The sequence below is a fragment of the Nostoc sp. WHI genome (assembly GCF_015714725.1).
GTDB lineage: Bacteria > Cyanobacteriota > Cyanobacteriia > Cyanobacteriales > Nostocaceae > Nostoc.
In genome coordinates, this window is sequence record NZ_WBKM01000121.1 from 22,701 (window position 1) to 35,873 (window position 13,173).

The window sequence follows — 13,173 nt, forward strand, 5'->3', positions numbered from 1 at the left end:
AGTTTTTATTACCTCGACCTATCCGTAAATTAGCATTTTAAGTGTGGCAGGGATTTCAATCGGGAGCAAATATCTCCGTAGAGATGAAAGTTATTCCCTGCTGATATATTTATCTTCCTGAGTATCAACTCGGATGCGTTCTCCTTGGGAAATAAACAGAGGAACCATCACAACTGCACCAGTTTCCAGAGTTGCTGGTTTTGAGCCACCTGTAGCAGTGTCACCTTTTAAACCTGGATCTGTTTCGACAATTTCCAGAACCACAGACTTAGGCAATTCTACTCCTAGCACCTGTTCGCCCCAACGAATAACTTCGGCTTCCATACCTTCCTTAAGGTATTTGACGCGATCGCCAATTTGTGCGCGAGTCAATCTGCCTTCTTCGTAGGTTTCCATATCCATAAAGACGAAATCATCGCCCTCTTTATAGGTATGCTGCATCGTGCTTTTTTCTAGGGTAGCTTGCGGCAGCGATTCCCCTGCTCGGAACGTTTTTTCCATCACGTTCCCAGTCTGGACATTTTTTAACTTAGTTCGTACAAAAGCGGAACCTTTGCCTGGCTTGACGTGGAGGAATTCGATCACTCGCCATACAGACCCATCTAATACAATTGAAACACCGGATCGAAAATCGTTACTGGAGATCATGAAACTTTCAAGTTTTGAAAGACAATCGGCACTTATTGTACCCCTCAAGCGGGGTAATTAGCTATTTAGTCATTAGTCATTAGTCATTGGGCAATTCAATTTTGGATTTTGGATTGACGATTTTGGATTAAATTTAAATCTAAAATCCAAAATCTAAAATCTAAAATTCTTACTCCCCACTCCCTGCACTTGCATTTCTTTTCACTCAGCACTCAAGACTCAGCACTCATGCTGTGGGAAGATTATTGATGGGTTACATCCAGTCAACAATTTAATGCTGCATTTGAGTTATCCCATGCTTAACTTATTAAAATCCTGGCTGAAGAACAGCCTAATGGCAATACTGCTGGTAACAATATTTTTAGGCATAACTACAGTTGGGTGGACTCCCTTCAGTAGCGCCGCGCTGCCAGCTGGCAATGCAATTACTGACGGCAGAGCGCTGTTGCGGTATGCACTCCCGATAGATAACAAACCTGTGCGGCAACTACAAGCCAGTTTAGAAGATATTTCTGCCCAACTCCGGGCAAATCGGCGGTGGGGTGCTATTTCCAAAGACATCAGCAAAGCATCCCGCATTCTCGATAAACCTTCTCAAATCTTAACAAGCGTTCTTGAAGACCGCCAACCCCAAGCCGAAGTTTGGATTAACGAGTTAAAATCTGGCGTGGGTAAACTGCAAGAATTAGCGAACAGCAAAGATAAAGAAAACATCCTGCAAGAGAGAGGTAAACTGCTAAATCTCGTTACTCAGCTAGAAGAGTCAATGGTGAAAAAATTCCCCTTTGAAGTACCTGCTCAGTACAGTAACTTACCCCAACTTAAAGGTCGTGCCACTGTAGAGTTTAAAACTAACAAAGGCAATTTGACCCTTGTAGTGGACGGTTACAGTGCCCCTGTCACTGCTGGTAATTTTGTCGATTTGGTACAGAGGGGTTTTTATAATGGCTTAGAATTTACCCGTTCTGAAGAATCTTACTTTCTGCAAACTGGAGATCCCTCTGGAAAAGACGTGGGTTTCATTGATCCAACAACGGGCAAATATCGCGCGATTCCCTTAGAAGTCTTGGTGGAGGGCGATAAAGCACCCACCTATGGCATTACTCTAGAAGAAGCTGGTCGTTACGTTGATATGCCAGTTCTGCCTTTCTCTGCTTTTGGTGCAGTGGTAATGGCTCGTCCCGAAAGTGAAGTGAATGGAGGTTCATCGCAATTTTTCTTCTTCCTATTTGAACCGGAACTCACCCCCGCCGGACGCAACCTATTGGATGGTCGTTATGCCGTTTTTGGCTATCTCACTGAGGGCAAAGAAGTTTTGGATAAACTAAAGGCGGGTGACAAAATTGAATCGGCAACTGTGGTTCAGGGAATAGAAAATCTGATTGAGCCGCAAGCTGCATAATCATCAAAGAGAGCAGGGGAGGCAGGGGGAGAACAATTACTAACTTCTAACTCCTAACTCCCCTGACTCAGATTCCCGGCGGTAAATACCTGCTCAACAGCGATCGCTAATTCGGGAAAAGTCCGTGATACAATTTTCTGAGTAGCGGTAAAAACTGTTTCTTCGTAAAACCCATCTTCCAGTAGTAACACCGAAATTTTTGCTTTCAGTGGGTCTACAATCCAATATTCAGGAACCTCTAAGGCTGCATATTCAGATCGCTTATGGCGATAATCCCGTTTCACAGATTCTGGACTGACCACCTCCACAATTAGTAATGGCGGTGACTGAAATACTGCTGAGGCATTCAACAATTCTCTAGCTTGCTCCAGTGTAACTACACACAAATCAGTCAACCTAGATTTATTTCTACCCGTTCTCACCCCACTTTCCCGAAAACAGAGCCAAGGAGAACTACAACGCTTGATTTCTGCATCTAGCTCTTGCTCAATAAATTTAGCAATCAGGAAATGTTCGATAGTAGGTGGGTTCATAAGTTCTAACTTGCCATCCACTAGTTCATAGTGGAAACCGTTGCCATCATCAGAGATTAAGTACTCTTCAAAGGTGATGCTGGTTACTGGTGTACTGACCATGCCAACTGTCTCCTAAACGATACCCTTATCTTAAATCTAACTCCTAACTTCTAACTCCCGTGACTTAGATTCCCGGCAGTAAATACCTGATCAACAGCGATCGCTAATTCGGGAAAAGTCCGTGATACAATTTTCTGAGTTTCGGTAAAAACTGTTTCTTCGTAAAATCCATCTTCCAGTAGTAACACCGAAATTTTTCCTTTCAGTGAGTCTACAATCCAATATTCAGAAACCTCTAAAGCCGCATATTCAGATCGCTTATGGCGATAATCCCTTTTCACCGATTCTGGACTAACCACCTCGACAATTAATAACGGCGGTGACTGAAATACTGCTGAGGCATTCAACAATTCTCTAGCTTGCTCCAGTGTTACTACACACAAATCAGTCAACCTAGATTTATTTCTACCCGTTCTCACCCCACTTTCCCGAAAACACAGCCAAGGAGAACTACGACGTTTGATTTCTGCTTTCAAGGTAGTATCTAAAAAATCGACAATCAGAAAATGTTGAATAGTAGGTGGGTTCATTAGCTCTAGCTTGCCATCCACCAGTTCATAATGGAAATCACTGCCATCATCATAGATTAAGTACTCTTCAAAGGTGATGCTGGTTACTGGTGTACTGACCATGCCAACTGTCTCCTAAACGATACCTTTATCTTAAACAGTAAAATAAATCATCAGTTTTCTTATAATTTTGCAACCCGGAAAACCGATTGTGAACAGTGAATTATCTGCTCTACAAGTAAAAGACATTGGTGAACAAGGTCTTTTGGAAAGATTACAGCGCTTCTGTCCTCCAGAAATGATTGGAGATGATGCAGCAGTGTTTGAGACTGCACCAGAGCAATCTTTGGTAGTAACAACAGATGTGCTAGTTGATGGCGTACATTTTAGCAACGTCACCACTTCCCCAGAAGATGCTGGTTGGCGAGCTGCTGCTGCCAATTTATCAGATTTAGCAGCAATGGGCGCTTCGCCATTGGGAATCACTGTCGGGTTGGGACTCCCTGGTGAAGTTAAGGTGAGTTGGGTGGAGCGACTATACCAGGGAATGACAGAATGCCTGCAAAAATACAATACCTCAATTGTCGGGGGTGATATTGTGCGATCGCCTGTTACTACTCTGGCAATTACCGCTTTTGGTCAAGTTAACCCCAGTCAAATTATCCGCCGTTCTGCTGCTGTTGTCGGGGATGCGATCGTCGTTACAGGCGTGCATGGAGCCTCTCACGCTGGCTTAGAACTGCTCTTACATCCTGAATTGGGACAAAACCTCAACGACGCAGAACGCACGGCTCTAATCCGCGCACACCAACGCCCACATCCACGATTAGATGTCTTACCAATCCTCTGGAAAATCTTAACATCCCCATGCCCCATGCCCGTTGCTGGTATGGATAGCAGCGATGGTTTGGCAGATGCGATTATCCAAATCTGCCGCGCCAGTGGCGTTGGTGCTGTCTTAGAACGCAGACAAATTCCTGTACCAAAAACTTTTAACCATTGGCTGACACAAGAGCAAGCGCTAGAATATGCTCTATACGGTGGCGAAGACTTTGAATTAGTGCTGTGTTTGCCACAAGAGTTAGCATCAGCTTTAGTACAACATCTTGGTGAAGGTGCTGCGATCGTGGGCAGCATTACATCCGGCTCAACAGTATTATTGCACGACGAACAAAAAAAATTCCCTGACCAAGTTCTAAGTCTTAGCCAGGGATTTCAACACTTCAATAGTTAGAAGTTTTAACTCCTAACTCCTAACTCCTAACTCCTAACTTTTTTAGGACTTACGCAAAACTATACGCCGTAGGGGCAATTCATGAATTGCCCCTACCTGAAAATCAGTGTTTTGGCTATTGTCTGCGTAAGTCCTGTTTTTAATTAAACCCACTTTTCAGCTACCAATTCAGCCAAATCCAAAACTCGTTGGCTGTAACCCCACTCGTTGTCATACCACGCCATAACTTTTACTAGATCATTACCCAAGACCAAAGTCAAGTTAGCATCAACAATTGAAGAAGCATCATGACCTTGATAATCGGAAGATACCAATTCTAGTTCGCTATAATCCAAAATGCCTTTGAGTGAACCTTCAGCAGCATCTTTAAGAGCTTGGTTAACTTCTTCCGTAATAGTACGCTTCTCAACCTGAACTACGAAATCTACCATTGAGACGTTCGGGGTCGGTACGCGTAAGGCAACACCATTTAGCTTACCTTTAAGCTCTGGGATAACCAGCGCTACTGCCTTTGCCGCGCCAGTGGAGGTGGGTACAATATTGATTGCTGCTGCCCTCGCCCGTCGCAAATCCCGGTGAGAAGCGTCTAGCAAGCGCTGGTCACCTGTATAACTATGGGTAGTGGTCATCGTGCCTTTGATGATGCCAAATTTATCGTTCAACACCTTGGCAATCGGTGCCAAGCAGTTGGTAGTACAGCTAGCGTTACTGATAATGTGGTGTATGTTGTGGTCATAGTCGTGATGATTCACACCCATCACAAAAGTGCCATCCTCGTTTTTACCAGGAGCGGTAATCAGAACTTTCTTGGCTCCAGCATTCACATGCTTGAGCGCTCCTTCCTTGCTAGTAAACACCCCGGTTGCTTCGATAATTAGGTCAATTCCCCAATCTTTCCAGGGCAAGTTTTCTGGATTGCGATCGGATACGCATTTAACGGTCTTGCCATTAATGAGAATGGAGTTATCATCGGCACTAATCTCAGCACCCTTGATCTTCCCTAGCATTGAGTCATACTTCAGCAGGTGAGCATTGGTTCTAGGATCTGATGTGTCATTAATAGCGACAAGATCGATTTTACTATTCTCTCTACCCACCCAGCAACGCGCAAAGTTACGTCCAATCCGCCCGAAACCGTTGATTGCAACTCTAATCACAGTGTCTTGCCCTCTGTATTTATGCTTATATGTTGATATCATTGACCCCAATCATATCGCAAAGGGGGGAAGTACTTATAACCAGAAAGTGTTGTGTCCATAAAAAAACACACAATTTATTCAGATTCGGGGGAGTAAAGATTGTTGTTAATGATATATAATCTAACCGATTCCGGGACTAAATAACGAATTGACTGGCGATCGCCCTTGGTATTGAGGAAGTTATCGCGGCACAATTTGCGAATTAGACTTGACGAAACCCCTACTAAAGGTATATTCAAGAGTTGCCAGTGAATGGTATCTGACTGCTCCCTGAGTTGTTGCTCCACTTGCTTGCAGATTAATTTGCTTTGAGTTATAGTCTCACCACCTAGCAGTCGGGGTGCGATTAACCAATCACACATTTGTGCTAGTTCGTGTCCACGATACCAACGAGGTAAGGTTTGGAAAGTATCCAAGCCCATAATCCAGTACCAGTGAGTATTTGGGTAAGAAGCAGATAAGTCGAACAGCGCGTTAATGGCATAGGAAGTCCCAGAGCGATTTGCCTCCACTCGTGAGACAGTAAAGGCTGGGTTATCTTTAATGGCTAATTGCAGCATTTTGACACGATGCTCAAACAAAGCTGCTTTTTTGTGAGGAGGATTTAAAGATGGCATCCAAATTACCTTTTCGAGGGATACTTGATGCAAAGCTGTCTCGGCTACGAGCAGGTGTCCCCAATGAATTGGATCAAATGTGCCACCAAAAATTGCTAGTTGCTGCATCCAGTTATGCCTGGGTTTTATGCGATTGAAAAATAGTTTCATTACTAATGTACTATTGTACTCAATTCACGCTTAGACTTGATGCAATTTAAAATCAGTTTCATTAACAATGTACTATCGTAGTCAACTCCAGTAAGGTAACCAAAAATATGTATTTGACATTACAAGAATTTCTTTCCCGATGCGACCAAAACTTTCAGAATAATCTTAAGAACAGTTCAGAAATAGCAAAAACCTTTAACCAAGGTAAAATCATTTTGAACAAGGAAAACCAGAGCAGAAACATCATTTGGGCATCAAACATAAACATGATACAGGAGTAGTTACGGTAAAAATCAAATTCCTGTTATGATACGCGTGTCATTTGTGATTATGGTGTGGTGTGGTGTAAGAGGAACAATAAATGAGTAATTCTGTAGATTTTAGTGGTAGACCATTTCATTTCATTGGCATCGGTGGCATAGGTATGTCTGCTCTGGCATACGTTCTCACTAAGCGTCAATTTCCAGTATCAGGTTCGGATCTTCGTCCAAACCACATTACGCACAAATTGGAATCTATCGGTGCTCATATTTTTGATAGACAAGAGGCAAGCAATCTTGAATTCTTTCGCCCTCAAGTATTAGCGAATACAGTAGTATTAAATTCACCAGAACAATTACCTGTTGCTACTAACTCAAAACTGCCTCAAGTCATTTGTTCAACAGCAATTAACACGAATAATTTAGAATATAAAGCAGCGCTGGAATTAGGTTGTCCAATCTTACATCGTTCAGATGTACTAGCAGCCTTAATTGCTGATTACTACAGTATTGCAGTGGCAGGAACACACGGCAAAACTACAACCAGTAGCATGATCGGTTATATGCTTCTGGAAGCAGGTCTAGACCCAACGATTTTAGTAGGTGGCGAAGTTAATGCTTGGGAAGGTAATGCTCGATTGGGACAAAGCCAATATTTGGTAGCCGAGGCAGATGAATCAGATGGTTCTCTGGTAAAACATGCTCCCGAAATTGGCATCATTACCAATATTGAACTCGATCATCCTGACCATTACGATACATTAGAAGAAGTAATTGACATCTTCCAGACATTTGCTAAGGGTTGTAAAACGTTAATAGGTAGCATTGACTGTGCTACAGTGCGCGATCGCTTGCAACCTACAATCAGCTACAGCTTACACTCAGATACCGACGCTGACTACACCGTTACTAATGTTGATTATCGTGCTGATGGCACCACAGCTTTAGTATGGGAAAGAGGCAAAGCTTTGGGCGTGTTGAACTTGCGGCTGCTCAGTCGGCACAATCTCAGTAATGCCTTGGCAGCAGTGGCAGTTGGTCGCGCTCTGGGCTTAGAATTTGGAGCAATTGCCAAAGGTATCGCTACCTTTGAAGGAGCCAGACGCCGCTTCGAGTTCTGTGGTGAAGTTGATGGCATTACCTTCATTGATGACTATGCTCATCATCCCAGCGAGATTCGTGTTACTCTGGCCGCCGCACGTTTACAGGCAAGACCAGGGCAAAGAGTAGTTGCCATCTTCCAACCCCATCGCTATAGCCGTACACTTACCTTTTTAGAAGAATTTGCCCAGTCCTTTACTCATGCTGATTTGGTGGTGCTGACTGATATTTACAGTGCAGGTGAACCTAATTTAGGGCAAATTACTGGTGAACAGCTAGCGGCGGAAATTGCTAAACAGCATCCGCAGGTAGTTTATCAGCCAACTTTACCTTCAGTATGTGAGTTCTTGCTACAAACACTACGCCCAGGAGATTTGGCGTTGTTTTTGGGTGCTGGGAACTTGAATCAGGTAATTCCTGAAGTCATGACGACACTTTGCGAACCTGCTAAAGCCACATCCTAAGTGGAAACTTTGCGAAGTTTTATTTCTGAGTAAAGCGCCCTTATAGCAACAGTTCCAAAGTTAAATCTATTACCGTATTTTTACGGTAAATAAATGTAAAATTTTACCAAAATTAAAGTAAAGATGAGCATTTCTCAGGCAGATGTAAACGTCTGCACAGTTTCTGCTTTGAATACAAAGAAACACCAAACAGCTAATTCGGTGGAGAGTGAAGTAATTTACTTACCCAGTACTGATTGTGTGATCAAGTCCCAAGCTTCTTTGTCAGCGTTTACTTCCTATAGAGTTGGGGGAGCAGCTGATTGGTACGTTGCCCCCCGAAACTTAGAAGCACTGCAAGCAAGCCTTAAATACGCAAAAGAACGCGATTTAACGGTGACAACACTGGGAGCAGGTTCTAACTTATTGGTGAGCGATCGCGGTATATCAGGCTTAGTCATTAGTACTCGTCATCTCCGCTACAGCTATTTTGACCCAAAAACAGGTCAATTAACGGTTGCAGCTGGAGAATCAATTCCCAGCTTGGCATGGGAGGCAGCAGCACTGGGGTGGCAAGGATTAGAATGGGCTGTTGGTATCCCTGGAACAGTCGGAGGTGCCGTCGTCATGAATGCAGGGGCACACAATAGCTGTATCGCAGATATGTTAGTTAGTGCCCAGGTACTTTTACCCAATGGTACACTAGAAACCCTTACCCCCGATCAGCTAGGTTATAGCTACCGGAGTTCATTATTGCAAGGTGGCGAGTCCCTTTCTCCTGATGGAGAAGATGTGCCAACGGAGAGGCGTTGCCAACCCATAGTTACCCAAGCCACCTTACAACTCGCGCCAGGTGCCGACCCAGAAAAAGTTGTGGCGCTCACCAAGCAACACAAAAAGCATCGATTGACCACCCAACCATATAACTTTCCCAGTTGTGGCAGTGTGTTCCGCAATCCCAAACCTTACACTGCTGGTTGGTTAATTGAACAAACTGGTCTGAAAGGCTACCAAATTGGTGGAGCACAAGTAGCATTACTCCATGCTAATTTCATCGTTAACCGTGGTGGGGCAAAAGCCAGCGATATCTTCTGTCTCATTCGCCACATCCAACATCAGGTACAAGAACGTTGGTCTATTCGGTTAGAGGCAGAAGTTAAAATGCTCGGAGAGTTTCAAGCTGCTTGTTAAAATTTTCAATTGAGGGAATAAGGAATTAGGAAGTGGGGACTCGATAGTGGAGAAGAAGTTTAATGCCCAATGATGCTACTTGCTTCAAGCCTCTTAACCCGTCCAACGTAGTGGCTCCCCAATGCATATTTTCTACTCCCTATTGCCCATTCTAGGAAGCATTAATTATTGGTAAAAAAAGAGGCAAATTACTTACCGCATCTATAATTGAATTTGATTTGTTATTCAACGCACACGCGTACAACTAATTATGACAGGAAAAGGACAGGGATTCGGCTTTGGCTTAGGAAAAATGAAAGAATTGGCCGAAGCTTTTAAGAAAGCGCAGCAAGTTCAAGAAGGCGCAAAGCGACTCCAAGAAGAATTGGAGCAAATGGAGATTCAAGGAGAATCTGGCGGTGGTCTGGTCAAGGTGATTGTCAGTGGTAACCAAGAACCCAAGCGGGTAGAAATTTCTCCAGATGCTTTAGGAGAAGGTGCAGAAGTACTTTCCGATCTCGTAGCTGTGGCAATGAAAGAAGCCTACAACAAGTCCACTGCAACAATGCGGGAACGTATGGAAGAATTAACCAGTGGGTTAGAACTTCCTGGATTTTAGTCAAAAGCATTAGTCGTTGATGAGCCAGTGCGGTCTTCTCCCTACAGCTCTTCTCCTAAAGGAGACCCTACGCGAACGGGCATCCTACGGCAGGCGCTAGCCTCTCCCTTGGGGAGAGCTACGGTGTACACACAAGTCGAAAAAAGCTCGATTTCCCATTGTTCTCTCGTTCCCATGCTCTGCATGGGAATGGCTGATTAGAGGCTCTGCCTCCAGTTAGACATTGAGCCAGAGACTCAATGAATGCATTCCCAGGCGGCAGCCCAGGAACGAGGAAAGCCTTATTAAGTTAGGTTTTTAGGAGTTGTGTGTACACCGTAGCTTGGGGAGAGGGGGAGCCATTGCGGGGGTTTCCCTCGTTGTAGCAAGTGGTGTGTGTGAGACACCAAAGGCTGATACGCAGCGTAAAGCCTTTTCTTCTCCCAAGGGGAGACGCTACGCGAACGAGAGGCTCCGCCAACGGCATAGCTTCTCTACGAGACGCTACGCGAAAGCTTAGAGCGAGTCCGCTACTCCTAGCTAGGTCGAAGCAACGCGTAGCGTCTGGGTTTTCCCTATGAGCAACTGGCGTTAACGACGTAGAAACGTCACCTGAAGGGTCATGAATTCTTGGTCAATGGCTGTAGACAAATGACTAAGGACAACAAATAAATATTTATGCCTTACAAGTTGCTGTTTGTCTGCTTAGGTAACATCTGCCGATCGCCATCGGCAGAAAACATTATGAATCACCTAATTGAGCAGGCTGGCCTGAGCAAACACATCTTTTGTGACTCTGCTGGTACATCTAGTTATCACGTTGGCAACCCACCTGACAGACGTATGAGTGCCGCAGCTGCTACAAAGTTGGGAATTGAACTGCGTGGTCGATCCCGCCAGTTTCAAAAGTCAGACTTTCAAGACTTTGATTTGATTTTAGCGATGGATCAAGAGAATTATAAAAATATCCTCACTTTGGATCAAACTAAGCAGTATCAGCATAAAGTGCGTTTGATGTGCGAGTTTTGCTCTCGACACACCTTGAAGGAAGTTCCAGACCCCTATTACGGTGGTCAAGAGGGATTTAACCAGGTTATTGATTTACTGATCGATGCTTGTGAAGGTCTGCTCACATACGTTACCAGCCAAAAACCAATAAGCTAAAGTTATGAGTTAGGAGTAGAGACGCGATTAATCGCGTTTGTTAGGAGTTAGGATTTACCTATTATCTTGTTAACTTCTCACTCCTCACCGCAGGCGGAGCGTCTCCGGCATGGTGGTAATGCTGAATTTACTAAAGCTGCTTTCAGGTGGAAAGATGGCAAAGTATTTTTAGCCAAATGCGCTCAACCTTTAGATATACGATGGAGCCGACAACTTCCTGAAAGTGCAGAGCCATCAACAGTTCAGGTATTCCTCTCGCCCTCTGGACGGTGGACTGTTTCAATGCTGGTGGATGTTGCAATCGAGGCATTGCCTAAGTCGGGTAATCAAATTGGTTTGGATTTGGGCATTACCAGCTTGATTGCTTTGAGCAATGGTGAAAAAATTGCTAATCCTCAAGCGTTTAAGACTAAACGCCGTAAATTGCGGAAAGCTACTATTGCTCTTAGCCGCAAGAAAAAAGGATCTAACAATCGCCACAAGGCAAGACTGAAAGTAGCTATTGTTCATGCAGAAATTAGTGATGCTCGTAATGATTTTCTTCACAAATTGACAACCCGACTGGTTCGAGAAAACCAATTGATTGCAGTCGAAGATTTGTCTGTGAAGAATATGGTCAAAAACAAAAAACTCGCTCTTTCAATTAGTGATAGCGCAGCGTTAGCGAGTCTTCGAGCGTCTGCTAGCTGGGGTGAACTGCTTAGACAGCTTAAATACAAGTGCGATTGGTATGGTCGTAACTTTGTGTCTGTTGACCGATGGTTTCCCAGTTCAAAACGCTGTGGAAGTTGTGGTCACATTGTTGAAAAACTGCCTCTGAATATCAGAGAGTGGAATTGCCCCAACTGTGGGACACACCACGACAGAGACATCAACGCTAGTAAGAATATTTTGGCTGCGGGACTCGCAGTTTCAGTCTGTGGAGCGAACATAAGACCTGATAGGCATGAGTCTAAAGGGCAGTTGCGAAAAACCAGCAATGGAAAGAAACAGAAACCTAAGTCGTGAGTCTTAGGAATCCCCGACCGTTTACGGCGGGGAGGATGTCAATCCACTAGACCATGCTTAATCGCAAAACGCACTAATTCCGCTCGGTTGTTGGTTGAGGTTTTTCTCAATAAACTGCTAACGTACTTTTCCACTGTTCGAGGACTCAGGTGTAGCTGATGACCCATTTCTGCATTAGAAAGACCATGAGTCAATAACTCTAGGACTTCCTGTTCTCTATCAGTGAGGGATGAATGCAAGTGGGATTTGTGAATTTGAGTGGACAGAGAATTATGGGTGTCTACCGTTTTTGTCGAGGCGGAAATGCCCAAATTATCTTTATGAGAAAAGCGGTACTCTGATTGAATAATTTGCGATCGCTCCAAAAGATTGCGGATTGCTGCTGCTAACTCTTCCAGTTCAAAAGGCTTAGGCAAGTATAAATCGCACCCTGACTGGTAGCCCAGAATTCTTTCTTGCGTCTTAGTGCGTGCTGTTAATAAAATTACAGGTAATAGACGAAACACTGGTCGTTGACGCACTCGACGCACCAATTCATAGCCATTCATCCGTGGCATGACGATATCCGTGACAATTAAATCAGGATGATGCTGATCCACCATAACCAAAGCCTCTTGACCGTCATTAGCCGTGATCATCGAGTAGCCAGACAGTTCAAGATAGTCGCTAACAGACAGACGAGTGCCCAAATCATCATCCACTACAAGGATCGTCAAGGGCATGGACAATACACCCCTAGTATTTTTTACTTAGAAATTTGCTTCTACGTGCTCCATCAATGAACACAGGCAAGAATAGTGTTCCTATGTTTCATACTATGACAGGATGAGCAGCTAATAACTGCCTCAAGGCTTATTTATAAAGAAAATCTTAAATATTTAGGACAGGTTAACGAAGTGTAACTCACCTTTGACTCCCTCTGCTTGGGAGGCATAGAGAGCTTTGTAATTTGTAACAACTCATCAATAAGAACAAGCACTATTGAGCGTCGGAAGCCTCCGCTCAGAATTCTCTCTTTGTGATAATTCCCTAGCC

General features: G+C 44.1%; 13 protein-coding genes. 7 read left to right on the top strand and 6 right to left on the bottom strand.

The annotated features are described in order from the left end of the window. Positions 1 to 90 precede the first annotated feature (90 nt). Positions 91 to 648: an elongation factor P gene (efp, locus tag F8S12_RS12355; RefSeq protein WP_196516573.1), complete on the bottom strand. Its 558-nt coding sequence runs from the start codon at positions 646 to 648 to the stop codon at positions 91 to 93. A gap of 295 nt (positions 649 to 943) precedes the next feature. On the opposite strand from efp, the gene F8S12_RS12360 reads away from it, so the two are divergent. Then, a complete protein-coding gene (locus F8S12_RS12360; protein WP_196516574.1) occupies positions 944 to 2,050 on the top strand; it encodes a peptidylprolyl isomerase in 1,107 nt (368 codons plus the stop codon). Positions 2,051 to 2,103: 53 nt separating this feature from the next. Here F8S12_RS12360 and F8S12_RS12365 read toward each other — a convergent pair whose 3' ends face one another. Further along, entirely contained in the window at positions 2,104 to 2,685 is a 582-nt protein-coding gene (locus tag F8S12_RS12365) for a Uma2 family endonuclease (protein WP_196516575.1), read from the bottom strand. 50 nt (positions 2,686 to 2,735) lie between these two features. Further along, complete coding sequence (locus F8S12_RS12370; protein WP_196516576.1) at positions 2,736 to 3,317, bottom strand: Uma2 family endonuclease; 582 nt, start codon at positions 3,315 to 3,317, stop codon at positions 2,736 to 2,738. Positions 3,318 to 3,405: 88 nt separating this feature from the next. On the opposite strand from F8S12_RS12370, the gene thiL reads away from it, so the two are divergent. After that, positions 3,406 to 4,428, top strand: coding sequence for a thiamine-phosphate kinase (gene thiL, locus F8S12_RS12375; protein WP_196516577.1), 1,023 nt, complete (start codon positions 3,406 to 3,408; stop codon positions 4,426 to 4,428). Positions 4,429 to 4,571: 143 nt separating this feature from the next. Here the strand turns inward: thiL and F8S12_RS12380 are convergent, their stop codons facing one another. Together F8S12_RS12380 and nadD are read right to left on the bottom strand one after the other, a co-directional pair. Then, the gene (locus F8S12_RS12380; protein ID WP_196516578.1) at positions 4,572 to 5,585 is read right to left on the bottom strand and encodes a type I glyceraldehyde-3-phosphate dehydrogenase; all 1,014 of its coding nucleotides are present in this window, start codon (positions 5,583 to 5,585) and stop codon (positions 4,572 to 4,574) included. A gap of 116 nt (positions 5,586 to 5,701) precedes the next feature. Further along, positions 5,702 to 6,352 (bottom strand): nicotinate (nicotinamide) nucleotide adenylyltransferase, encoded by a 651-nt coding sequence (gene nadD / locus F8S12_RS12385; protein WP_196516596.1) that lies wholly within the window; start codon positions 6,350 to 6,352, stop codon positions 5,702 to 5,704. Positions 6,353 to 6,755: 403 nt separating this feature from the next. On the opposite strand from nadD, the gene murC reads away from it, so the two are divergent. From murC to F8S12_RS12410, 5 genes are all read left to right on the top strand, one after another. Continuing rightward, positions 6,756 to 8,219 carry a UDP-N-acetylmuramate--L-alanine ligase gene (murC, locus tag F8S12_RS12390; protein WP_196516579.1) on the top strand — a complete coding sequence of 488 codons (1,464 nt, stop codon included), beginning with the start codon at positions 6,756 to 6,758 and terminating at the stop codon, positions 8,217 to 8,219. A gap of 123 nt (positions 8,220 to 8,342) precedes the next feature. Then, positions 8,343 to 9,389, top strand: coding sequence for a UDP-N-acetylmuramate dehydrogenase (gene murB, locus F8S12_RS12395; RefSeq protein WP_196516580.1), 1,047 nt, complete (start codon positions 8,343 to 8,345; stop codon positions 9,387 to 9,389). A 250-nt stretch (positions 9,390 to 9,639) separates the two neighbouring features. After that, the gene (locus F8S12_RS12400; protein ID WP_196516581.1) at positions 9,640 to 9,987 is read left to right on the top strand and encodes a YbaB/EbfC family nucleoid-associated protein; all 348 of its coding nucleotides are present in this window, start codon (positions 9,640 to 9,642) and stop codon (positions 9,985 to 9,987) included. 657 nt (positions 9,988 to 10,644) lie between these two features. Then, positions 10,645 to 11,130, top strand: coding sequence for a low molecular weight protein-tyrosine-phosphatase (locus F8S12_RS12405; protein ID WP_196516582.1), 486 nt, complete (start codon positions 10,645 to 10,647; stop codon positions 11,128 to 11,130). Between the two features lie 66 nt (positions 11,131 to 11,196). Next, entirely contained in the window at positions 11,197 to 12,138 is a 942-nt protein-coding gene (locus F8S12_RS12410) for an RNA-guided endonuclease InsQ/TnpB family protein (RefSeq protein ID WP_230967973.1), read from the top strand. A gap of 38 nt (positions 12,139 to 12,176) precedes the next feature. Here F8S12_RS12410 and F8S12_RS12415 read toward each other — a convergent pair whose 3' ends face one another. Beyond that, complete coding sequence (locus F8S12_RS12415; RefSeq protein WP_196516583.1) at positions 12,177 to 12,860, bottom strand: response regulator transcription factor; 684 nt, start codon at positions 12,858 to 12,860, stop codon at positions 12,177 to 12,179. Positions 12,861 to 13,173 lie beyond the last annotated feature (313 nt).